General features: G+C 68.8%; 21 protein-coding genes. 10 read left to right on the top strand and 11 right to left on the bottom strand.

The window, feature by feature from the left end:
- The first annotated feature begins 187 nt into the window (after positions 1 to 187).
- Positions 188 to 775, top strand: coding sequence for a nitroreductase family protein (locus tag ACWDNU_RS19060; protein WP_449669836.1), 588 nt, complete (start codon positions 188 to 190; stop codon positions 773 to 775).
- Between the two features lie 856 nt (positions 776 to 1,631).
- On the opposite strand, the gene ACWDNU_RS19055 is transcribed toward ACWDNU_RS19060, so the two are convergent.
- Positions 1,632 to 2,093 (bottom strand): hypothetical protein, encoded by a 462-nt coding sequence (locus tag ACWDNU_RS19055; RefSeq protein WP_449669835.1) that lies wholly within the window; start codon positions 2,091 to 2,093, stop codon positions 1,632 to 1,634.
- A 717-nt stretch (positions 2,094 to 2,810) separates the two neighbouring features.
- Between ACWDNU_RS19055 and ACWDNU_RS19050 the strand changes: the two genes are divergently transcribed.
- Genes ACWDNU_RS19050 through ACWDNU_RS19025 form a run of 6 tightly spaced genes read left to right on the top strand, consistent with a single transcriptional unit; the run spans position 2,811 to position 11,240 of the window.
- A complete protein-coding gene (locus ACWDNU_RS19050) occupies positions 2,811 to 5,324 on the top strand; it encodes a Pls/PosA family non-ribosomal peptide synthetase (protein ID WP_449669834.1) in 2,514 nt (837 codons plus the stop codon).
- A gap of 32 nt (positions 5,325 to 5,356) precedes the next feature.
- Positions 5,357 to 7,834: a non-ribosomal peptide synthetase gene (locus ACWDNU_RS19045; protein WP_449669833.1), complete on the top strand. Its 2,478-nt coding sequence runs from the start codon at positions 5,357 to 5,359 to the stop codon at positions 7,832 to 7,834.
- 35 nt (positions 7,835 to 7,869) lie between these two features.
- Complete coding sequence (locus ACWDNU_RS19040) at positions 7,870 to 8,883, top strand: TauD/TfdA family dioxygenase (RefSeq protein WP_449669832.1); 1,014 nt, start codon at positions 7,870 to 7,872, stop codon at positions 8,881 to 8,883.
- On the top strand, positions 8,880 to 9,947 hold the full coding sequence (gene sbnB, locus ACWDNU_RS19035; protein WP_449669831.1) for a 2,3-diaminopropionate biosynthesis protein SbnB: 1,068 nt from the start codon (positions 8,880 to 8,882) through the stop codon (positions 9,945 to 9,947). Before ACWDNU_RS19040 ends, sbnB begins: the two co-directional genes overlap by 4 nt.
- A gap of 43 nt (positions 9,948 to 9,990) precedes the next feature.
- Positions 9,991 to 10,965: a 2,3-diaminopropionate biosynthesis protein SbnA gene (sbnA, locus tag ACWDNU_RS19030; protein WP_370936141.1), complete on the top strand. Its 975-nt coding sequence runs from the start codon at positions 9,991 to 9,993 to the stop codon at positions 10,963 to 10,965.
- Between the two features lie 59 nt (positions 10,966 to 11,024).
- Positions 11,025 to 11,240 (top strand): hypothetical protein, encoded by a 216-nt coding sequence (locus ACWDNU_RS19025; protein WP_449669830.1) that lies wholly within the window; start codon positions 11,025 to 11,027, stop codon positions 11,238 to 11,240.
- A 157-nt stretch (positions 11,241 to 11,397) separates the two neighbouring features.
- Here ACWDNU_RS19025 and ACWDNU_RS19020 read toward each other — a convergent pair whose 3' ends face one another.
- From ACWDNU_RS19020 to ACWDNU_RS18985, 8 genes are all read right to left on the bottom strand, one after another.
- A complete protein-coding gene (locus tag ACWDNU_RS19020; protein ID WP_449669829.1) occupies positions 11,398 to 12,570 on the bottom strand; it encodes an Ig-like domain-containing protein in 1,173 nt (390 codons plus the stop codon).
- Positions 12,571 to 12,619: 49 nt separating this feature from the next.
- A complete protein-coding gene (locus ACWDNU_RS19015; RefSeq protein ID WP_449669828.1) occupies positions 12,620 to 13,519 on the bottom strand; it encodes a M56 family metallopeptidase in 900 nt (299 codons plus the stop codon).
- Complete coding sequence (locus ACWDNU_RS19010) at positions 13,516 to 13,863, bottom strand: BlaI/MecI/CopY family transcriptional regulator (RefSeq protein WP_449669827.1); 348 nt, start codon at positions 13,861 to 13,863, stop codon at positions 13,516 to 13,518. The genes ACWDNU_RS19015 and ACWDNU_RS19010 overlap by 4 nt, the downstream gene beginning before the upstream one ends.
- A gap of 21 nt (positions 13,864 to 13,884) precedes the next feature.
- Positions 13,885 to 14,049, bottom strand: coding sequence for a hypothetical protein (locus ACWDNU_RS19005; protein WP_449669826.1), 165 nt, complete (start codon positions 14,047 to 14,049; stop codon positions 13,885 to 13,887).
- Positions 14,050 to 14,067: 18 nt separating this feature from the next.
- Positions 14,068 to 15,015 (bottom strand): cation diffusion facilitator family transporter, encoded by a 948-nt coding sequence (locus tag ACWDNU_RS19000; RefSeq protein WP_449669825.1) that lies wholly within the window; start codon positions 15,013 to 15,015, stop codon positions 14,068 to 14,070.
- A 74-nt stretch (positions 15,016 to 15,089) separates the two neighbouring features.
- Positions 15,090 to 15,767, bottom strand: a complete 678-nt coding sequence (locus ACWDNU_RS18995; RefSeq protein WP_449669824.1) for a M23 family metallopeptidase — start codon at positions 15,765 to 15,767, stop codon at positions 15,090 to 15,092.
- Between the two features lie 53 nt (positions 15,768 to 15,820).
- Complete coding sequence (locus ACWDNU_RS18990; RefSeq protein ID WP_449669823.1) at positions 15,821 to 16,561, bottom strand: SDR family NAD(P)-dependent oxidoreductase; 741 nt, start codon at positions 16,559 to 16,561, stop codon at positions 15,821 to 15,823.
- A 26-nt stretch (positions 16,562 to 16,587) separates the two neighbouring features.
- A complete protein-coding gene (locus ACWDNU_RS18985; protein WP_449669822.1) occupies positions 16,588 to 17,328 on the bottom strand; it encodes an SDR family NAD(P)-dependent oxidoreductase in 741 nt (246 codons plus the stop codon).
- A gap of 79 nt (positions 17,329 to 17,407) precedes the next feature.
- Between ACWDNU_RS18985 and ACWDNU_RS18980 the strand changes: the two genes are divergently transcribed.
- Positions 17,408 to 18,217: a helix-turn-helix transcriptional regulator gene (locus ACWDNU_RS18980; RefSeq protein WP_449669821.1), complete on the top strand. Its 810-nt coding sequence runs from the start codon at positions 17,408 to 17,410 to the stop codon at positions 18,215 to 18,217.
- A gap of 10 nt (positions 18,218 to 18,227) precedes the next feature.
- On the opposite strand, the gene ACWDNU_RS18975 is transcribed toward ACWDNU_RS18980, so the two are convergent.
- Positions 18,228 to 18,755 carry an SGNH/GDSL hydrolase family protein gene (locus tag ACWDNU_RS18975; protein ID WP_449669820.1) on the bottom strand — a complete coding sequence of 176 codons (528 nt, stop codon included), beginning with the start codon at positions 18,753 to 18,755 and terminating at the stop codon, positions 18,228 to 18,230.
- 789 nt (positions 18,756 to 19,544) lie between these two features.
- On the bottom strand, positions 19,545 to 20,222 hold the full coding sequence (locus ACWDNU_RS18970; RefSeq protein WP_370936127.1) for a LysM peptidoglycan-binding domain-containing protein: 678 nt from the start codon (positions 20,220 to 20,222) through the stop codon (positions 19,545 to 19,547).
- Between the two features lie 1,134 nt (positions 20,223 to 21,356).
- Between ACWDNU_RS18970 and ACWDNU_RS18965 the strand changes: the two genes are divergently transcribed.
- Together ACWDNU_RS18965 and ACWDNU_RS18960 are read left to right on the top strand one after the other, a co-directional pair.
- A complete protein-coding gene (locus tag ACWDNU_RS18965) occupies positions 21,357 to 21,641 on the top strand; it encodes a hypothetical protein (protein WP_449669819.1) in 285 nt (94 codons plus the stop codon).
- The gene (locus ACWDNU_RS18960; protein ID WP_449669818.1) at positions 21,638 to 23,002 is read left to right on the top strand and encodes an aspartate aminotransferase family protein; all 1,365 of its coding nucleotides are present in this window, start codon (positions 21,638 to 21,640) and stop codon (positions 23,000 to 23,002) included. Before ACWDNU_RS18965 ends, ACWDNU_RS18960 begins: the two co-directional genes overlap by 4 nt.
- Positions 23,003 to 23,063 lie beyond the last annotated feature (61 nt).

The following is a 23,063-nucleotide window of genomic DNA, read 5'->3' as shown; positions in this document are numbered from 1 at the left end:
GTACCCGGAGATCGGCGCCTCGTGCGACGCGCTCGGCAAGGGCATGTTCGACCCGAGCAACCCGCCGAAGTTCAGCCCCCGGGCCGGGCACGCTGCTCCTCCACACGCCGACTTAAAGGCGATCCCGCCGCGACGGCGAAGCCGGCGCAATACAATTGCCCGAAAAAATTTCCTCCGGGGGGCAGCGATGGAGTTTCAGGAAGTCGTGCGGCGCAGGCGCATGGTGCGCAAGTTCACCGACGAGCCGGTGCCCGGGGACAGCCTCCGGCGGATCATGCGCAATGCGCTGCGCGGGCCGTCCGCCGGGTTCTCGCAAGGCCAAGCTTTCCTGGTGCTGCAAGGAGACGACGTGCGGCGATTCGCCGACACCCTCTCGTCCTGGACACTGGACGAGGCCACCAAGGCCGCGCCGGTGATCGTGATCCCGTTCTCGGTGAAAGACGTTTACCTCGACCGCTACGCCCAGCCGGACAAGGGCTGGACCGACCGCAGCGAGGACCACTGGCCGGTGCCGTTCTGGTACATCGACACCGGCATGGCCGTCCTGCTGATCCTCCAGACCGTGGTCGACGAGGGGCTCGGCGCGGTGTACTTCGGCATCGGCGCGGAGGATTACGCCAAGGTGCGCACCGAGTTCGGCGTGCCCGACAGCCACGAGCCGGTCGGCGCGATCGCCATCGGCTACGACGCCGACGCCAAGATCTCCGCGGGCGCTTCCCCGGCCACTCGCAAGCGGAAGCCGGAGAGCGAGACTGTCCACTTCGGACAGTGGTAAGCGCGGCAGCCTCCGGTTCGCCGAGCCAGCAGCGATCTCCGGTTCGCGCAGGCCCGCTGATTTCCGGTTCAGGGGAAGGCTTCGGCGGTGCGTTCCGGTGCCCGGAGGAAGCAGAGCGCCAGACTGCCTCCGGCGAGCGCGATTTCCCCGCGTTCGCCGGCCGGTGCCGTCGCAGCTCCGGCCCGCGCCGCGACGCCAGTGCACCCAGCGGGATGCCGTCCTCGGCGTCGAGAGCGACCTAGGCAATCCGGGCGAATAGTTGCGACCCCGCAGTTTTCGACCGCGCCGTGCCGCCAGTACAGTCCGGCAGTTCGCCGGGTCGAGCCGATCTCCCCCGACAGTCGGGGCTCGCAGTCCGGACAGGAAAGCCGCGTCGGCGGCGAACCGGGCTGAGCCCAGGAAGAGATGAGGCGCCCCGCACCGGACGCAGGACTGGAGAGACACAGTCGCCCGCCGCGACCAGCCGAGCAGTCGCCTGGTGCGGCGCCAGCACTGCCGTCGAGCCCGACGCCCCGAACACGCTCGCCGGGTCAGCCGATCGCAGGCCGGGAAACGCGGGCCCGTCGCCGGGCTTCCGGAGACGCTCGCCCGGCACATGATCGATCGACGCCTCGGCGAGCGCGGCAAAACCGGCCGCGTCGGCTTTCACGACCGCCGGTCGCAGGACAGCGAGCCGGTTCCGGGACAGCGCGCATCCAAGACGGTACGCGCAGCAGGCCAGAAGAATTCCGAGCAGCAGCGGCAGCAATTCCGGAGCGCGCGGGGGCCACCGCGACGATCCCGCCGGGAGCAGCTCCTCACGTAGCCCAGATCATGCGCGAAACGGCCAACTCCGACAACGAGCCGGAGCAGCACCTCACGCAGCCAAATCATGCGCGACGCGGCCAGCTTCAGCAACGAGCGGAAGCAGCACCTCACGCAGCCAGACCATGCGCGAAACGGCCAGCTTCAGCAACGAGCGGAAGCAGCACCTCACGCAGCCAGACCATGCGCGAAACGGCCAACTCCGGCGACAAGCCGCGCGCAGGCAACGACGTCCAGCGGTCGCGAAATCGCCACCGCGCCCGGCCAGTTCGCCGCCCGCCGGCGCGGCATAACGGTAATCGTTTTCGCCAAACGCGGCATCGGACATCGCCGCGGCACTCGAAATCCCAGTGCGGGCGGCATCGCTTTCATGTTTCCCCACGGCCCGATCCGGGAAATCCGGACAACACGAAAATGTTTCAATGCGGCCAGAAAACCACGAGAAGCGACATAATTCCAGCAACCGGACCGACGCCGCGGCCGAACCCGGCCATCGGACGCGGAAATACCGCAATCGGCCGTTTCCTCCCGGGAAGCTCTCCGCGCGGCCCTCCGGCGAACACCGACCTCGGGCGGCACACCCGCGAAAAACTTTCGCAGAGCAGTCCGGCATCCCCCGAACAGCGCAACTACACCATCCGTTCGCCGCGAATCTCACCCTGATGGCACAAACCCACGACCCGGGACGGCAATTCCCTCGAAAGTGCCATCAATCCCGCGAAGCAGCGCTTGCATATTCCGGTCCGGAACATAATGTCACCGAATTCGAGGACCAAGGAACCTTGACGGGCGCCCTCAGCGAGCACGGCGGAACCGGACCGCAGCCCGAGACCGCCTCCGCACAGCGACTTCGCGCCACTCGTTGTGCCACGGATTTCACCCCAGCGGACCAGCTCCGCCTCCGCCAACAGGGGAATCCACCCCCCGAAAGCGGGGAAATCCTGGTAACATCGCCCGTGCGGAGGATCGGTTTGCGGTAAATGCACGACGACGATCAGACTTCACCGGAACCCTTCGCCGGACCGTCCCGGATCCGTCGACAACCGCCACTGGCTGTTGAAAAACAAAGGGCATTCACGGCATTAGTCCTCTTTGCCAGATTAATGGCCGCTTACGTGGTCTAGACCTCAATCAAGAACCGTGTCGCATTTGTCAACCGCGACTCGCATCGAACAGGTCACGAAATTGTCAACACCGACGTCCGTAGGTTACGTCGGCGTTACATCCACCGATGATTAAGAATATGGATCTCACCGAGTACCCGACCGCCCGCCCCGGTCCGGCACCCGACACCGAAGAAGCATTCGCCCAGGTGATGGCCGATGTCACCGGGCAGGAAAACGTGTCGGTCGACAGCAACTTCTTCGCCGATCTCGGGGCCAACTCGCTCGTGATGGCACAGTTCTGCGCGCGCGTGCGCAAGCGTGCCGATCTACCGGCCGTCTCCATCAAGGACATTTACCGGAATCCGACCATCGCCAGTCTCGTCTCCGCTTTGGCCGAGACCGAGGAGGTCCCCGCCGAGACGCCCGCCGCGGCCCCCGCGGAGCCGCCGAAGCGGGCGAGCCGGCTCGAATACTTCGGCTGCGGGACACTGCAGCTGCTGATCTTCTTCGCCTATTCGTATCTCGTGGCCCGGGTGCTCGGCGTCGGCACCGACTGGATTCTGGCCGGCACCGGCCTGCTCGACTACTACCTGCGCGCGGTGGTCTTCGGCGCCATGGTGCTGGCGGTGCTGTGCACCCTTCCGATCGCGCTCAAATGGATCCTCGTCGGTCGCTGGAAACCCGGGGAAATCCGCCTGTGGAGTCTCGGCTACCTCCGGTTCTGGGTGGTCAAGACGCTCGTCCAGCGGAACCCGCTGGTCCCGCTGTTCGTCGGTTCCCCGCTCTACTCGCTGTACCTGCGCGCGCTGGGCGCGAAGATCGGCAAGGGCGTCACGATCTTCTCGCGCTTCGTCCCGGTGTGCACCGATTTGCTCACCGTCGGGGAAGGCGCGGTGATCTGCAAGGACACCTACTTCACCACCTATCGCGCCCACGACGGCGTGATCCGGACCGGCCCGGTCTCGATCGGCGCTCGCTCCTACGTCGGCGAGATGTCCGTCATCGACATCGAAACGCGGCTCGGCGCGAACGCCCAGCTCGGGCACGCGTCGTCCCTGCACGCCGGGCAATCGGTTCCGGACGGGCAGAGCTGGCACGGCGTCCCCGCGGTCCCCGCCGACGTGCACTACCGGCGGGTCGAACCGCGCAGCTGCGGCAGCGTCCGGCGGGCGCTGTTCGCCGTGCGCCAGACCCTGACCGCGGTTCTCCTGCTGGCCCCGCTGGTGCTCGGCCTGCTCGGCTTCGTGCTGAACACGCTGCCGGACCTCAGCCCGGCGATGGGACTCGGCACGGCCGTCCTGGACTTTGCCGAGCCGCAGTTCTACTGGAAGGCCTTCGTCGTCTCCTTCATCCTGTACTTCGGCCTGCGGCTGACCGGCTTCCTGATCGTCACGTTCGTGCCGCGGCTGCTGAACCTCGCGCTCAAACCCGGCGAGGTCTACCGCCTCTACACCTTCCGCTACACCGCGCACCGCGCCATCCGCATCCTCACCAACCTGCGGTTCTTCAAGACGCTCTTCGGCGACAGCTCGGCCATCGTGAACTACCTGCGCCTGCTGGGCTGCAAGGTGTCGAACAAAGAGCAGACCGGCTCCAACTTCGGGCTCGACGAGAAATACGAGAACCCGTACCTCTTCTCCTCCGGCGCGGGCACGATGGTCGCCGACGGCCTGTCGGTGGTCAACGCCGAGTACACCAACACCTCGTTCCGGCTGTCCCGGGTGCACGTCGGGGCGAAGAACTTCCTCGGCAACCACGTCGTCTACCCCGCCGGGGCGAAGACCGGCGACAACTGCCTGCTGGCCACCAAGGTCCTGGTCCCGCTCGACGGCCCGGTGCGCGAAGGCGTCGGCCTGCTCGGCTCCCCCAGCTTCGAGATCCCGCGCTCGGTGGAGCGCGACAGCCAGTTCGACCACCCGAAGACGCCGGAGGAATTCCGCCGCAGGCTGGCCGCCAAGACCCGGCACAACGTCGGGGGCATGCTGCTGTACGCCTTGTCCCACTGGGTGTTCTTCTACGGGCTGCTGCTGCTCACCTGGGCCTCGGACGTGTACTACGACCTGATCGGCCCGCCGCTGTTCGCGATCGACACGGCCGCGATGCTGCTTTACGGCATGCTCTATTTCATTGCCCTGGAACGGATCACGGTGTTCATCCGGCCGATGCACCCGGTGTCGTGCTCGATCTACGACCGGCGGTTCTGGCGCCAGGAACGGTTCTGGAAAGCGGCCGCGGCCGGCGCGATCTTCCGCGCGCTCGACGGGACCCCGTTCAAGAGCGTGGTCTGGCGGCTGCTGGGCGTCAAGGTCGGCAAGCGGCTGTTCGACGACGGCGCGCTCATCATCGAAAAGACGTTGGTGCGCATGGGAGACAACGTCACACTGAACATCGGGTCCGTCGTCCAGTGCCATTCGCAGGAGGACGGCGGCTACAAGATGGACCGCATCTCCATCGGCAGCGGCTGCGTCGTCGGCACCGGCGCGCTGGTGCATTACGGCGTGACGATGGGCGACGGCTCGACGCTCGCCCCCGATTCCTTCCTCATGAAGGGCACTGAGGTCCCGGACCACGCGCACTGGGGCGGGAACCCCGCGCACGAAATCCGGGCCGCCCGCCGTCAGCTGGCGGCGAAATCGTGACGGAGCAACGACAACCACGGGAAGGACGACCCATGAGAACCGGACTGGGAGCGGTTCGCGAGCACTGGCGCGAGGTACTCGCCGCCGGCGGACGCACCAGCGTCCCGCGCTGGACGCTGGAGTCAGGCTCCGCGATCGGCGACCACGAAACGCCGATCCCCCGGGGGATCGCGACCGGGCTGCGGCTGCTGGCCGAGCAATTGCGCGTGCCGCTGAGTTCGGTGCTGCTCGCCGCGCACGCCAAGGTGCTCGCCGCGCTTTCGGGCGAGCAGCAGGTGTGCACCGGCTACGTCGCCGGGCCCGGCGGGGCGCCGCTGCCCTGCCGGCTGAGCACCGAATCCGGCACCTGGCGCGAACTGATCGAGCACACCGCGGAGGTCGACGCGCGGACCGCCGCCTTCCGGGACTTCCCGGTCGACGAACTGCGCACCGAACTCGGCATCGTCGCGCCGCCGTTCGAAACGGTCTTTGACCCGACCGGCACCGCCGGGGACCTCGCCGGGGACACCGTGCTGCGGCTGGACGTGTCGCCGGACCTGGAGACGCTCCGGCTGCGCTTCCGCACCGAGGTGCTGAATTCCGAAGCCGCCGAACGCGTTCTCGGCTACCACCTCAGCGCGCTCGCGCTGATCCGCACCGACGTCGCCGCGCCGCACCGCGAAACGACCCTGCTGTCGTCCGCGGAACTCAAACTGCAGCTGGAAGGCCTCGCCGGGCCGCACGTCGAGGTGCCGGACCTGCGCTGCCACGAGCTGTTCCAGCGTCACGTCGCCAGCCGCCCGGACGCGATCGCGGCGGTGCACGGCGACCGGCAGTGGACGTACCGGGAGCTCAACGGGCGCGCCAACCGCCTGGCGCGGGCGCTGGTGGCGCGCGGGCTGCGGCGCGAGGGCGTCGTCGCGGTGGTCACCGAACGCAATCTGGACTGGATGGCCGCCGTGCTCGCCGTGTTCAAGGCGGGCGGCGTCTACCTGCCCATCGAGCCGCATTTCCCGACCGACCGCATCGCGACCACGCTGCGCCGGGCCGACTGCGAACTGGTGCTGACCGAACCGGGCAGCACGACGACGCTGCGCAAGGCGGTCGAATCGCTGCCCGGCGTGCGCACCGTGTTCGTGGACGCCGCGTACGAGGAGGACCACTCCGACGAGGATCTCGCCGTCGCCGTCGATTCCGGCCAGCTCGCCTATATCTACTTCACCTCGGGCTCGACCGGCGAGCCGAAGGGCGCGATGTGCGAGCACGCCGGGATGGTCAACCACCTCTACGCCAAGATCAACGACCTCGGCATCACCGAGGACTCGGTGGTCGCGCAGGTAGCGCCGCAGTGCTTCGACATCTCGCTGTGGCAGCTGGTTTCCGCGCTGCTGGTCGGCGGGAAGACCTTGCTGATCGAGCAGGACGTGATCCTGGACGCCGACCGGTTCGTCGACCGGCTCGGCAGCGGCGGGGTGTCGGTGCTGCAGGTCGTGCCCTCCTACCTCGAGGTCGTCCTGTCCGCGGTGGACAAGAACCCGGTCGCGCTGCCCGATCTGCGCTGCGTTTCGGTGACCGGCGAGGCGCTCAAAACCGAACTGGCGCAACGCTGGTTCGCCGCGATGCCGGACGTCAAGCTGGTCAACGCCTACGGCCTCACCGAAACCTCGGACGACACCAACCACGAGGTGATGGACCGCGCGCCGACGCGGGAGCGGGTGCCGCTCGGGCCGCCGGTGCAGAACGTGCGCGTGTACATCGTCGACGAGCGGCTCGACCCGGTCCCGCTCGGCGCGCCCGGCGAGATCGTGTTCTCCGGGGTGTGCGTGGGCCGCGGCTACGTCAACGACCCGGAGCGCACCGCGCGGGCGTTCACCACCGACCCGCACCGGCCCGACGCCCGGCTCTACCGCAGCGGCGACCACGGCCGCTGGCTGCCCGAGGGCAAGGTGGAATTCCTCGGCAGGCGCGATTCCCAGGTCAAGATCCGCGGTTTCCGGATCGAGATCGGCGAAATCGAGAACACGCTGCTGCGGGTGCCCGGGGTGCGCGACGGCGCGGTGGTCGTGGCCGAACGCGGGCAGAGCAAGCGGCTGGTCGCGTTCTACTCCAGCCGCGAGCAGCTCGACCTGGAGCTGCTGCGGGAACAGCTCGGCGCCGCGCTGCCCGAGTACATGCTGCCCTCGGCGTTCCATTGGCGGGAGCAGCTGCCGTTGACCGCCAACGGAAAGATCGACAAGAAGAACCTCACCGTGCTCGCCGCCGAACTCGACGCGGTCGACGAGGACTACGACGAGCCGGTCACCGAAACCGAACAGCGGCTCGCCGGGGCCTGGGCGCAGGTGCTCGGCATCCGGTCCGGCCGGATCGGCCGCCGGGACAGCTTCTTCGGCCGGGGCGGCACGTCGCTGTCCGCGGTCAAGCTGGCGATCGCGCTCGACCGCGCGGTCTCGATCAAGGACGTCGCCAAGCATCCGGTGCTCGCCGACCTGGCCGAGCTGATCGACAGCCGGTCCTCGTCCCGAAGCTCCTGACCCTCTGCAACCGCGGAAATCGAAGGGATTCCACGATGTCGTTGTCCAAATTCCTGCCGAAGACTTCCCCGCCCGAGCCGGATTTCTGTCCCGGGCTGCCCGCGGTGCTGCGGGCCGAGGCAGGCGGCGACCCGGCCGGCTGGGCGAGCACGCACCGGGAGACGGTGCGAAGACTCGTCGCCGAATACGGCGCGGTGCTCGTCCGAGGTCTCGGGCTCGCCGAACAGACCGCCGTCGCGGCCGTGTTCGGGAGGCTGACCGACCTGCTGATGACCGAGCAGGAGGCCTTCGCGCCGCGCGCGGCCTACCCCGGCGGGGTGCACTCCTCGACGGAATGGCCGCCGAACCAGCCGATGTGCATGCACCACGAACTGAGCTACACCCTCGAGTTCCCGGGACTCATGCTGTTCGCCTGCGTCAGCCCGCCGTCCGCGGGCGGGGTCACCGGCGTCAGCGATTCCACCGCCGTGCTGGCCTCGCTGCCCGCCGACCTGCGCGCGCGGTTCGAGCGCGACGGCTGGCTGCTCACCCGCAGCTTCAACGACGAGATCGGGGCGTCGGTCGCCGAAGCGTTCGGCACCGAGGACCGTTCCGCGATCGAGGACTACTGCCGCGCCAACCTGATCGAGTTCGAATGGCAGCCCGACGGCGGACTGCGCACCCGGCAGCGCCGCAGCGCGATCGTCGGGCATCCGGTCACCGGCCAGCGCTGCTGGTTCAACCAGATCGCCTTCCTCAACGAGTGGACGATGGCGCCCGAGGTGCACGAGTACCTGGTCGACATCTACGGAGCGGACGGGCTGCCGTTCAACACCCGCTTCGGCAACGGCGACCCGATCGGCGAGGACGTCGTGCAACTGCTCAACGAGGTGTACGAGGAGCACACCGTCCGCGAGCCGTGGCAGGCGGGCGATCTCCTCCTGGTCGACAACGTCCGCACCGCGCACAGCCGGGACGCCTACGAGGGCCCGCGCGAGGTGCTCGTCGGACTCGCCGACCCGGTACGACTTTCCGACTGCTCGCTCGCTGCCGAGGGGAAAACCCAGTGACCACGCAATCCTTCACCGCCGAATCCGCGGCCGCGGGGCCGGTCGCCGTGCCGCCGTTCGCGGTGATCTCCGGAGCCCAGGTCCAGCAGGCGCTGACCGGGCGCGAACGGGAGGTCGTCGACCTCGTCGAGACCGCCTACCGGGTGCACGGCGCCGGCGATTCGGTCAACCCGCCGTCGTATTTCCTGCGCTTCCCCGACCGCCCGGCCGACCGGATCATCGCCCTGCCCGCCTCGCTCGGCGGGAAGACCAACGTCGCGGGCCTGAAGTGGATTTCCAGCTTCCCGGGCAACGTCGCCGCCGGGATCCCGAGGGCGTCGGCGGTGCTGATCCTCAACGACCTCGCGACCGGGTATCCGTTCGCCTGCCTGGAAAGCTCCATCATCAGCGCGACCAGGACCGCCGCGTCCGCCGCGCTCGCCGCGGACTGGCTCAGCCGGACCCGGCAACGGCCGAGGCGCGTCGGATTCTTCGGCGTCGGCTTGATCGCCCGCTACATCCACACCTTCCTCGCCGGAACCGGCTGGGAGTTCGACGAGATCAACGTGCACGACCTGCATGCCGAAAGCGCCGCCGGATTCCGCGGCTACCTGGAGCAGTCCGGGTTCGCCGGGGACATCAGCGTGCACGACACGGCCGAAGGCCTGATCCGCGACAGCGATCTGGTGATCTTCGCGACCATTGCCGGCGAACCGCACGTGCACGATCCTTCGTGGTTCTCGCACAACCCGTTGGTACTGCACGTTTCCTTGCGCGACCTGGCGCCAGAGGTGCTGCTGGCGTCGGCGAACATCGTCGACGACGTGGACCACTGCCTCAAGGCCAACACCTCGCCGCATCTGGTCGAACAGCGCACCGGCAGCCGGGATTTCCTGCTCGGCACCCTGGACGACGTGCTGTCCGGCCGGATCAGCCCGCCCGCCGACCAGCCGCTGATCTTCTCCCCGTTCGGGCTCGGCGTCCTCGACCTCGCGGTCGGGGCCTTCGTCCACGAGAGAGTGTCCGACGCCGGCGGACTGCACGTCATCGAGGACTTCTTCCACGACCTGCGCCGGTATGGCTGAGCGCCGTCCGCCCCTGAGCTTTTGTTCTGACGAGGAGAAAACTGTGCGTGTCATCACCGTTCCCGAAGCCTTCAACGAGGAGGCGCTGTACGTCGACCTCCGCTGGAGTTTCGGCTATTCGCTGTTCCTCAAGTGCGAGGGCTTCAACTTCGCCGGCTCCATCAAGCTGAAGGCCGCCACCGAAATGGTCGACGCGGCCGAACGCGACGGCCTGCTGCGGCCGGGCTCGATCATCGTCGAGTCCTCTTCGGGCAACCTCGGCGTCGCGCTGAGCATGATCGCGGCCAGCCGGGGGTACAAGTTCCTGTGCGTCACCGATTCCCGCTGCAACCTCGCGACCCGCCGCGCGATCGAGGCGCTCGGCAACGAGGTGCACATCATCACCGAACCCAGTCCCGAGAGCGGTTTCCTCGGGGCGCGCATCGACCACGTGCGCATGCTGTGCGCGTCGGACGAGCGGTACGTGTGGCTCAACCAGTACACCAACCCGGACAACTGGGGAGCGCACTTCCACCGGACCGGGCCGGAGATCGCCGCCGCGTTCCCGGCCCTCGACGTGCTGTTCGTCGGCGCAGGCACCACGGGCACCCTGATGGGCTGCGCGCGGTTCTTCCGGCAGTGGCACCGCCCGGTGCGGATCGTCGCGATCGACAGCGTCGGCTCGGTGACCTTCGGCGGCCCGGCGGGCCGGCGGATGCTGCCGGGGCTGGGCACGAGCGTGCGCCCGGCGATCCTGGACGAGTCCTATGTGGACGACGTGGTCCTTGTCGAGGAGCCGGATTCGGTCCGGGCGTGTCACCGCTTGGCCCGCAACGGTTTTCTGTTCGGTGGCTCGACCGGGACTGTGGTCAGCGGGGCCACTAGTTGGCTGTCCGAACACGATGCGCATCATCTGACCGCAGTGGCCGTCGCACCGGATCTCGGCGAGCGGTACCTCGACACGATCTACCAGACCAACTGGCTGCAGGGGATTTACGGAGAGGACGTGCTTTCCCCGCAGCCCCGGCAATCCGTCTGATCCGTGCGGACGACGTCGTCCTGGTCGACGAACTGGATTCCGTCTGATCGTGTCACCGCTTGGCCCGCAACGGATTCCTCTTCGGCGGCTCGACCGCGACTGTCGTCAGCGGCACCACCAGCTGGCTGTCCGAACACGACGCGCATCATCTGACCGCGGTGGCCGTCGCACCTGACCTCGGCGACCGGTACCTCGACACGATCTACCAGACCAACTGGCTGCAGGGGATTTACGGAGAGGACGTGCTTTCCCCGCAGCCCCGGCAATCCGTCTGATCCGCCGGCCCGGTCCGCGGGCGTGCAGTATGTGAGGGGAACCCTGAGGGAATCTGATTCCCTCAGGGTTCCCCTCACGGCTCGCGAACGCCGCGCCAGCAGCTGCAACGTGCGGGCGGCGTACCGGCATCCCCCGGTGCGCCGCCACGCGGCGGGGTCAGACCTTCTTCTGCCATTCGTCCCAGCTGAACCGCCAGTCGGTCCAGCCGTCGCCGGGTTTGAGGTCCACTCCGGTGTCGGTCACCGTCACGACGTCCCCGCGATGGGAGTTTTCGTGGAACCACTTCGCGTTCTCGACGCTGACATTGAGGCAGCCGTGCGAAGTGTTGGAGTGGCCCTGCTGCCGGACCGACCACGGCGCGGAATGCAGGAACTGGCCGGAGTTGGTGAGCCGCAGCGCGTATTTGACCGTGGTGCGGTAGCCGCCCGGTGCGTCGGTGGGCACGCCGTACGTGCTGGAGTCCATTGTGTACGGAGACTGCACGGTCATGATCAGCATGGTGCCCGAAACGCTGCGCGCCGACGGCTTGCCAAGGCTGACCGGCGACGTCAGGACGAGCTGGCCGTCCTTGTACGTCCGCATCTGCTTTTCGTTGTCCGACACCTTCGAGATGATCGACGCGCCGGTCTTGAACGTGATCTTGCGGTCGGCCTTGCCGAACACCCCGTTGCCGAGCGCGCGGCCCGCGATCTTGATGTCGAGGACGATCGTGGAGTACGCGGGCCAGTATTCCTTGGTGCGGTAGTGCACCTCGTCGTCGCCGAACCAGCGCCAGGCTCCGGTCGCGGGCTTGTCGGAGGTGACGGTGAGCATCTTTTCCGCGGCGGCCTTGTCCGCGACCGGCGCGGAGAACTTGATCGTGATCGGCATGCCGACGCCGGTGGTCTCGCCGTCGAGCGGGATCACCGACGGGTAAGCCTGCGCTTTGGCGGTCGCGGTGGTGAAGGTGCTGGTGCGGGTCACCGGGTTGCCGTCCGCGCCGACCGAGCGGGCGGTCAGCGTGTACTTCGTGCCGTATTCGAGGGGCTTGCTGGTGTTCCAGCGCTGCTTCGCCGCGTCCATCTCGCCCGGGACCGGGGTGCCGTCCGCGGCCGCGACCGTGACGTCACTGAGCGTGGATCCTCCGGCCACCGCGGTGACGGGCTCGCCGGGCGCGACGTCGTTCGAGCCGTCCTTCGGCCCGAGGTCGAGGGTCGCGGGCGCCGGCGCGGCGCTGGTCTTCTGGTCGTCCCCGGCGGCGGGACCGGGCTCCGGTGCGGCCGTGCAGCCCGCCGTCAGCGCCAGCCCGGCGAGGATCCCCGCGATGATCTGCGTTTTTCGCCCCAGCACCTGATCTGCCCCCGTTCCCGATTACTAACGGACATAGTAGTCATAGCGGTCAGGCGTGAAGCAGGGCGGGAGTGGCCGTCCAAGCTCCGGCGACGATCAGGGCCGCGGCAGTGCTCACTGGGAGTAACGCTGCGGCCGCAACGGCGAGAATGCTGGTTACCGCGTTGCCGCGACTGCGGGCGAGGTGTTCGAGCCGGAGCGCTGTGGCCGCCGACCGCACCGGATGCATCCGATCCAAGGCCGCACTGACTGTCGCCGGTCCATGCCGACGGCCAGCCGCGGCGTCCGCACTCAACTCCACCGCCGCAGCAACGAATTCCGGCGACTGCCGGGCCAACGGAACGAAGGGCAGTGCGGCCGAGACCGCGTGCGCGAATCCGACGAGCCGATGATGCCGTCCGCGCAGATGGGACCTTTCATGGTCGACCACCGCAGCGAGTTCCGGGCCGGAGAGGTCCTTCGCGAGTCCTTCGGAAAGCACTACCAGGTCCGGCTTTCCGGCAATGCTGTAGGCGAGTTTCTCGTCCAACGGCAGCCACCACACGCCCGCCCTGGCCCGGCACACCATCGACAATTCCGCGAAATGCCGGTCGTGCAACCGAAGCTGTTGCCGGTACAGGCGGATTGATGCCAGCGCGAACGCTCCCGCCGCCCCCGCCGCGAGCAGTGCGCCGGATACGCCGACCACCTCGTCCAGATGCAGAACTTCGTGATGCCGCAACGCATCAAGACGCAGCCACGCGACCAGCCTCCGCGCCACCTCGTGCCCCGGCCCGAACGCGGCCGCCACCGCACCGACTCCAGCCGCGATCATGCTGCCCAGCAACAGGATCCACACGACAAACCGCAACGGTGCAGGCACCCGTGCCCGCAACACCCGGCGCAGGAGAGCCGGTCCGCAGAAACCCACCACCGCCGCAGTCACGACGAGCGCCGCGGAGACGATCACGAGCGCTTCCGCAACCCGCGCCGCAACGCGTCCCGCTCCCCGTCCGACGCCGACCGCGCGAAATGCAGCAGCACCCCTTCGGGATCGCCGACATCAGCAAGCAGATTCCGCATCGCGCGTGCGGCGGCTTCCTCTCGCGAGAGAGTCGGCGTGTAGCAATAGGCTCGGCTGCGCTTCTCGCGTTCCACCCAGCCCTTGCTGTGCAAATGATCGAGCACGGTAAGGACAGTCGTATAAGCCAGGTCCCGGTTCAGCTCCTCCAGCACTTCGCGGACCGTGCGCGCTTCGCCCGCGCGCCACAAGACGTCCATCGCCGCCGATTCCAGCTCGCCGAGTCCCTGCACGCCACGCATCCTAGGGCTCGCTCATTCGGGTTCGTCTCCGCTCTCCGCCTCGCTTTTCGGAGGCCGCCGGGCCGGGTCGCGGGCCTGTGCCACGCCGATCGCGGTCAGCAGGATCGCGAGGACCACGAAAATCGCCACGAGCGTCCAGCCGCCCGCGGCCGAAGCAGCGGCCAGAGTGATTTGCATGCGGTTCCTTCCGAGGGTTCAGCTGCGCCCGGTGAACCGGTAAGTCGGCCCGTGCGCCCCTTCGCAATGCTCGGCCCGGTCCTCGTCGACGTGGTCCACCTGCAGCGTCGTGTGGTCCAGCCGGTGCCGGGACCGCATGATCTCCTCGATCCCCGCCCGCACCGCGTGACAATCGGCGGCGGGCCGCACCAGCACGTGCGCGGACAACGCGGGCTCGCCGGAGGTGATCTGCCAGATGTGCAGGTCGTGCACCTGCACCACGTCCGGAACCGAGGCCACCTGCTCCCCGACCACCTCGGGATCGATCCCGGCGGGCGCCGCCTCCAGGAAGATCCGGCCGGACTCGCGGACCAGCCCCCAGCCCGCCTTCGCCATCAGCGCGGCGACCACCAGCGCCGCGATCGCGTCGGCGCGGGCGAACCCGGTCCACCACACGATCGCGCCGGCCACCGCGGTCGCGATGAACGCGTACAGGTCGTTGAGGATGTGCTGGAACGCGCCCTCGACGTTCAGGCTCGACCGGTTCGCCCGGCTGATGCACCAGCTCGCCGCGACGTTCACGGCGATCCCGGCCAGCGCCGTCACCAGCACCAGCGCACCCTGGACCTCCGGCGGATCGATCAGCCGGGTCACCGCCTCGTAGAGGAACCACGCGGTGAGCAGGAGCAAGGTGATCCCGTTGGCCTGCGCGGACAGGATTTCCGCGCGCTTGAGCCCGTAGGTGAACCCGCCCTTCGCCGGACGCGCGGCCAGCCGGATCGCGACCAGCGCGAGCACGATCGACGCGGCGTCGGTGAGCATGTGGCCCGCGTCGGTGATCAGCGCGAGCGACCCGGCGATCAGGCCGACGACCAGCTCGACCGCCATGAACCCGACGATCAGCACCAGCGCCCGCACCAGCCACGTGCGGTCCGCGCCCGCCGCCACCCCGTGGCCGTGGCCGTGCCCCGTCTTGTGCTCGCTCACCCCGCACCGTCCCTGACATATAGTGAAACGTGCATGTATTGTCGCGCACGCTCCGTCCCGGCGTCCACCCGAGGTCACCCGCCCGGTTCGATCCGCACGCCGAGCCCCCGCAGCCAGCGCAGCGGGTCGGTCTTGCGCTCCCCGTCGGCCCAGACCTCGAAGTGCAAATGCGGCCCCGTCGACTGCCCGCGGTTGCCCACCTCGGCGATCACCTGCCCGGCCGCCACGCGCTGCCCGGCGGAGGCGACGTAACGGTTGATATGCCCGTACACCGTGACGGTGCCGTCCTCGTGCCGGACGCGGACCCACAGCCCGAACCCGCTCGCCGGACCGGCCTCGACGACCGTCCCGGCAAGCGGCGTCCGGACCGGGGCGCCGATGTCGTTCGCTACATCCAGTCCGTAGTGGGTCGTTCCCCAGCGGCCGCCGTAGTTGGAGGTGATCGTGCCCGTCACCGGCGCGTACGCACGGGGTTCCTGCCGGGCCTTTTCTCGCTGAAGCCGATCGTCGCGGGTTTTGACCGCGGACTTCAGAACCGCCAGCTCCATCTCCGGCGGACGCGCAGCTGTCGGCAGCACCTCATGCCCCGCTGCCATGGGCGGCAGTTCGCTTTTGCGCTCGGCCGGAGCCGCCCGGGCAGCCGCCGCGAACGCCGCCCCGCCCGCGAACCCGGCCAGGACGAGCCCCGCGCCCAACCCGCCGCGAGCACCAGCGGCAACCCGGCTCGAACGCCGCCTGCGGGCACCCGCCATGGTGTTCCTCTCGCCGGTCCAGATACTACGCCGGATAGTAGATCACGCCGGCGTCAGTACGCGGTGAGCCCGCCGTCCACGACCAGTTCGGTTCCGGTGACGAACGAGGATTCGTCGCTGGCCAGGAAAAGCATCGCGTGCGCGACCTCGGCGGGACTGCCCGCGCGGCGCATCGGCGTGCGGACGATGTCGGGCTGCCGGTCGCCCTGGTCGTCGAGCAGGTCCTGGATCATCGGCGTGGCGATGACGCCCGGATGCACCGAATTGACCCGGACGCCGCGCGTCGCGTACTCGACGGCGGCGGTCTTGGTCAGCAGCCGCACCGCCCCTTTGGACGCCTGGTACGCGGCAGCCGCGCCACTGCCGACGAGGCCCAGCACCGAGGAAGTGTTGACGACCGATCCGTTGCCGGAGGCGCGCAGCAGCGGCATCGCGGTCTTCATCCCGAGCCAGGTCCCGGTCTGGTTGACCGCGATCACCCGGTCCCAGGCCTCCGGCGCGGTATCCTCGATGCCCGGCCAGTCCACGATCCCCGCGATGTTGACCAGCACGTCGAGGCGGCCGAACCGCTGCCGGGTCCGTCCGATCGTGCCGCGCCAGTCCTCCGGCGAGGAGACGTCCAATCGGTCGGCGAGGACCTCGGTCTCCAGCCGCTGAGCGAGCTTCTCCACCGCCGCTTGATCGACGTCGGTGACGACCAGGCTGGCCCCCTCTCGCGCGAACAGTTCCGCCGTGGCTTGTCCGATCCCGCCGGTCGCCCCGGTGAGCAGCACGACCTTGCCGCTGAGCCGCATGGGATATTCCTTTCTGCGTAGAAAAATCAAGCCGCGGTGTAGCCACCGTCGGCCGCGACGACCGCACCAGTGACGAACGCGGACCGCGGTGAAGCCAGAAACCCGATCACCTCGGCGATTTCCTCGGGCTGTGCGACCCGCCCCAGCGGATGGGCGTCGCCGAAGGACCGCTGATACGCCCGGCTGTCAGCACGGAAGGTGTCGAGCAGATCGGTCTCAATCACCCCCGGGGCAACAACATTCGCCCGAATTCCGTGCGGAGCGCCTTCGAGCGCGAGCACTTTCGTCAATTGCGCCAGCGCCCCTTTGGACGCGCTGTACGCCGCCGCTTCGGCCAGCCCCACCGTGGAAGCGAACGAACCGACTGTGACGATCGCTCCCCCGCCGTGGTCGCGCATCACCCGAAACGCCTCTCGCGCATGCAGAAACGCTCCGCGAGCGTTGACCGACATCACCTCGTCCCAGTCCGCCGCCGTCGTCTCGGTGACCGGCTTGTTCACCGAACGACCAGCGTTGGCGACCAGAATGTCGAGCCCGCCGAACCGCTCGAGCGCCGCAGCCGCCGACCGCACGGCAACGTCCTCTTCGGACACATCGCCGACCAGCACGGCCACTCCGTCCTCGTCCGCGAACCGTTCCACCTCCGGCCGGATGTCCGTGGCCAGCACCCGTGCCCCGCGGGCGTGCAGCCAAGCAACCGTCGCCGCACCGACCCCGCGCGCGGCCCCCGTGACCAGGGCGACCTTTCCCGCCAGTTCTTTCGTCATGCGACCCAGTCTCAGCGGCGACGGACCTCGCGGACAGGACGTGCCACACCCACCCAGCCCGCCGCCTACCCTGGTCCGCATGGGCACGGAACTGGGCGACTTCCTGCGGGCACGCCGCGCACAACGCTCCCCGGACGACGCCGACGTGCGTTATTCCGGCAGACGCAAGGTCGCGGGCCTGCGCCGCGAGGAGGTCGCCGTGCTCGCCGGAGTGAACGTCGACTACTACGCACGCTTGGAACAGGGCCGCGAAACCCGCCCGTCACCGCAGGTGCTCGACGCCCTCAGCCGCGCACTGGACCTGGACCCCGACGCCCGCGAACACCTCTACCGCCTCGCCGGTGCCGCCCCGCCCGACCTGCCGTCCCCGACGCCCCAGACCGTGAGCCCAGAACTGCGGCAGCTCATGGACAGTCATCCGCACGCGCCCGCGTTCGTGCTCAACCGCGTCCTGGACATCCTGGCCACGAACACCCTCGCCGACGCCCTGTTCTCCCCGTTCGCCGCGGCCGACAACCTGGCCCGAATGACATTCCTCGACCCGGCGGGTCGGCAGTTCTACGCCCGCTGGGAATGGACGGCCCAAGCCACCGTGGCGAATCTGCGCGCAGCCGCCTTCGAACCCGCCTTGCCGCCGCTGGTAGCGGAGCTCAGCGAGGGCAGCGAACAGTTCCGGACGCTGTGGGAAACCCATCAGGTCCGCGGGAAAACCCGCGAGCCCAAGCAACTCGTGCATCCGTCGGTCGGGCCGCTGACGTTGACCTATCAGGCGTTCGATGTGCGCAGCGCGCCTGGACAGCAGTTGATCGTCTATCAGGCTGAGCCTGGGAGTTCCAGTGCTGAAGCGCTGTCGTTGTTGCGGAGTATTCCGTTGCGGGTGCGCCGATAACCGGACGTCGTCACCGGGAAAACCGCTCGACGAGAACGTCCAGGTGCGGACGGAAAGCCGTGAACCATATTTGGCAGCCGCGCGAGTTCACGTGCGTGAAGTCGGCGGCGAAGACGTCGAACCGGCGGGCAGTGCGGAATGCGCGGGCGAAATCCGAGTGCGCGACCTTCGCTTCGTCCGCGACCTCGGCGAGCACCTTTTGATACGGCTTGCTTCCGAGTTGCAATGGCACGTCGGACAGAATCGCCCGGTCCGCAGGAACGTGCTCGACGAGTTCGCGTACGTCCGCCCGGAATTGGCCGAGCGGCACGCGGGCGATGGCATCCGCTGAACCCGCTACGACAATCACCGCGTCCGCGTCGGCCAGATCCAGCTGTTCCAGAACAGTCGCGACCCGGCCGCCGCCGGTCGAGAGGTTTGCCAGGTGCACCGGCCGTCCGGTGCGCTCGGCGAGGTACTCCCCGATCCGGGCTACCAGACTTTCCTCCGGCCGTCGCGCTCCGATGCCTATCGCGGCCGAATCGCCGAACGCGACCACTCGCAAGGCATTGGGGGCCAGTGGTTCTGCTGCGCGCGCTGCCCAATATCGCGGATAGGTCCTGGTTTGCCGCCACAGCCCCCATTCGAACGCGGCCGACCACAACGACGGCGGTGAACAGACTTCGCCGCGTTCCCTCGCCTAAGCGCGTTTCCGACTCTACTCGCGGAACGCACCGACTAGACGACCTGCGAACTGCCGCGGCTGTCGCGCACTCGAAATCTCCGCCTGCGCGCTATGGCACGCCCGCGGCAATAGCTGGAGTTCTCTGCCCTGGAGGCAAAGCTCGCAACGCAAACTTGCCTGCACTTCGCGAACGAGTCCACGCCAGCGCTAGCCGCCTCACGGCAAGACACGCGGCCCAACCCGCCCGCACTCCGGCGAACAGACCGCACCCACGAGGCAAGAGGTGCGGCGCAACCCTGCCCACGCTCACGCAAACAGACCACGCCAGCGAATCCCATTCGCACGGCAAAGCGCACAGCGCAACCCTGCTCGCACTCGCGCGAACCAGACCACGCCAGCACTGCCCGCCTCACGGCAAGGCACGCGACGCAACTCGCCCACACGCAACAAGGCCGCGCCAGTGTCTCCGCCCACGAGGCAAGGCGTGCGGCGCAGACAAGCCCGTGTTCCCACAAAGCAGGCCCGTCCGCTCCGCACGCCGGCCGCCGGGGCGCGCGGCGGTGCCCGAGCGCACTTTTCGCGCGCGCGTGCACCGGCGGCCGCCGGCCGGGGGCGCGCCGCCCGGGGGAAAGCGGCGCGGGCCCGGCCGGGGCCTCGGCGGGGTTACTTCGTGACGATCTTCTGGCCGACCAGGATCAGGTTGGCGTCCGGGATGAACTTCTGGTTCAGCTGCTGCAGGTGCTGCCAGCCGCCGTCCACGTTGAGGTTCTTCGCGATTCCGGAGAGGGTGTCGCCGGCGGCCACGGTGTAGCTGCCGTCCGGGTTCGAGGTCGGCGCGGCGTGCTTCGGCGCGGACTTGACCTTCGTCTCGGCCTTGGCCTCGACCTTCGGCTTCGCGGCGACAGCCTCGACCTCGGCGGAGCCGCCGGAGGTGTCGCCGCCGAAGTTCGCGTAGCCCGCCGGGCCCGAGCCGCCGCGGCACTGCCACGGGGCGGAACCCTGCTTCGCGTAGATCCGGTCCGCGACGATCTGCTGCTGCGCGGGCGTGGCCTTGTCGGCCGTCGGGGCGAACTGGCCGCCGCCGTTCGCGAGCCACGTCTTCGTGACGATCTGGAACAGACCGGCGGGGCGGCCCGCGCGCTGGCCCGCGGCGGTGTTGTTGACCGCGGTCGGATTGCCGCTGCTCTCGCACTTGACGATGCCGGCCTGCCCCGGGAAGGCGTTGGCCGTGCCCGCCCCGGCGAGGCCGATGCCGCCGAGGGTGGCGCCCGCGAGAGCCGCGGTCGCGCCGGTGCGCTGGAGGACTGTCTTCGTCTTGCTGGGTTTGCTGTGCCGTCCCACGGTAGGTGGGCTCCTTCGCTGTCACACCGCACAACCGTCCTCGTGCCTGGGTCAGGCAGCGAGCCGCGACGGTTCGCGGCGGCTCCGGGTCGCTGATCCTCGGGGTAGATCGCAGGTCACCGCAAAAGCTCGAGAAGATTACGAAACGGAAACGGCAGGTGTACAGAGGCAGTGGGATCGGCCACAGATCGCCTCGGCGCGTAGCAGTCAGACGACAGTGCGTCACACCCGAGTCACCCTACTTGGTTAATCAATCACCGCTCAACGGCAACTATTCTCACCTGATACGCTCACTCAAGCCAACCCAGAACGGCAAAGTCGGCAAGTTTCAAACATTCATCACTGCAAGACACTCACCGTCAAACCGATCGTGACGTTTGAGATAAACGTGGGTTCGCCACCCTCGTTCACTCCGCGCTACGGCACCCGGCCCGCCCCCTACGCGTCCCGCCGGACCAGGCCCGCTCCCCCGGACGCACTTCGCCTTCCGCCCGCCCGCCACTGGTCTGAACCAGTAGACCAGCGGTCCAGACCACTACCTTGGTCTGGACCACCTCGGACGCCGCCGCGTCAGGCCCGCCGCCGAAAACGCAGCCGGCCGCCCGTCCTCCGGCGGAAAACGGCACCCGCGACCGGACCCGGCGGCGAAAACTTCAGAAACAAACCGGCGTCTTCGATATTTCTCCCAGCCGACATATCCCCGAACGCCTTCGGCAACCGTCCCGAAAACATCCCGCCATGCGGTCTTCCGCCCGCGATTCACATGCCGGAAACGGAGCGTGAATATTCACGTTCCGTTTCGCGGAACCGCGAACACCGTTGCCGCTTCAGTCGTTCAGCCCAGCGCGGCGAACTCCGCGAAATCGCCGCCTTCACTCTCCTGGCGCATTGCCTTGCCTAATCTCGGCCGATTCTTTTCTTTCCGCAGCCGAGCCCGGCGCGCCCGCGGCCGATGTGCCGGTGCGGCGGAACCGGCTGCGCTACGCTGTGCCCCGCGGTATTCCAGTGAGGTCGACCGGGGAGGGCTGCGCCCAGCGCGGCCCTCCCTCGCCGCTGCCCGCGAAAAACCGTTTCCTTCCTCGCCGGCCGTTTTTCGGCGGTCCGCGAAACCCCTGCGAAAAAGAGGAGGAGTGCATGACGAACTCGACGCCGGACGCGCCGCGCGACGTCGGCGGCACGCATCGGCGGGCCGGCACCGAGGGGATCTGTCCCGAGGAAGGCACCGCAATACCGCAACATCCGAGAGAACGTGCGCTCCGTTTAATCGAGGAGAACTTCCCCCGGCGGCTCTCCGCGAGCGCCGGGCGGGAACGGTTCGCCCCGAATGTCCTTGTCCATTGTGGAGGCGAGGACACCGGCCAGGCCGCCGCGCACCGAGGCGGCGCCACCACCACTGCCAGGGGAGAACAGGCCAGATGACCATCCTCGACCACCCCGCGCCGCTCACCGGCCCCGCCGTCTACTGCGATCTGCCCGGCCCGCGTTCGGCCGAGTACCTCGCCCGGCAGGACCGCCGCGAGCCGGTCCCCCGCGGCGGCCCGCGGCGGCTGCCGATCGCGATCACCGAGGGTTCGGGCAGTTTCGTGCGCGACGCCGACGGCAACGTCTTCATCGACTTCCTCGCCGGGGCGGGCGTGCTCTCCCTCGGGCACAACCATCCCGAGCTGGTCGCGGCCATGACCGCGCAGCTGAGCAAGCTGACCCACGCGCTCGACTTCGCGACCCCGGTCAAGGACGAGTTCTCCGAAGCCCAGCTCGCGATGCTGCCCGAGGCGCTGCGCTCGCGGATGAAGCTGCACTTCTGCGGCCCCGCCGGGACCAACGCGGTCGAAGCCGCGCTCAAGCTGTGCAAGACGGCGACCGGACGCGGCGGCGTCGTGTCGTTCCAGGGCCGGTTCCACGGCAGCGCGCACGCCGCGCTAGGCCTGACCGGCCACCAGCGTCCAGTCGCGAATCGCTTGTCCGGCACGCAATACGTCCCGTACTCCTCGTGTCCCCGCTGCCCGGCCGGGCACGATCCGGACACCTGCGCGGCGACCTGCCCGGACCTGCTCGAACGATCCCTGCACGACCCCGACGGCGATCTCCCGCTGCCCGCGGCGGTGGTGCTCGAACTGGTCCAGGGCGAGGGCGGCGTGGTCCCGGCGCGGGCGGATTTCGTGCACCGGGTCCGCGAGCTGACCCGGGAGCTGGGCATCCCGCTGATCGTCGACGAACTGCAGACCGGCTGCGGCCGGACCGGGACCTGGTTCGCCTTCGAGCGCTACGGCATCGAACCCGACGTGATCGTCGCGGCCAAGGCGCTGAGCGGAATCGGCTCGCCGGTCTCGCTGATCATTTACGACGAGCGCCTCGACACCTGGGCCCCGCGCACGCACACCGGCGCCTTCCGCGGCAATCAGCTCGCCTTCGCCGCGGGAGCCCGGGCGATCGAGGTCGTGAACCGCGACAGCGTGCTGGACAACGTCGTCGAACGCGGATACCAGTTCGAGGAGCTGTTGTCCCCGCTGGCCAGCCACCCGTGGGTGACCGACGTGCGCGGCACCGGGCTGATGTGGGGCATCGAGCTGACCGACCCGCGCACTGGCGCGCCCGCGTCGGAACTCGCGCTGGCCGTGCAGAACCACGCCTTGCGCCGCGGGCTCATCCTCGAACTGGGCGGACGCGGCGACAGCGTCGTGCGGTTGCTGCCGCCGCTCAACGTCACCGCGGACGTCGTGCGCACGGCCGCCGGGATTCTGCTGGCCTCGCTCGACACGGCGACTCGCGAGGCTCGCTGACCGCCGGCTGCGCCACTGCTCTCGTTCCAGCGCGCGGTGGCGCAGTCGGCCAGGAAATCGT

This window comes from Amycolatopsis sp. NPDC003676 (assembly GCF_053587275.1).
Note: the sequence above shows the minus strand (reverse complement) of the source record. Positions and strands in the feature narration are given on the sequence as shown.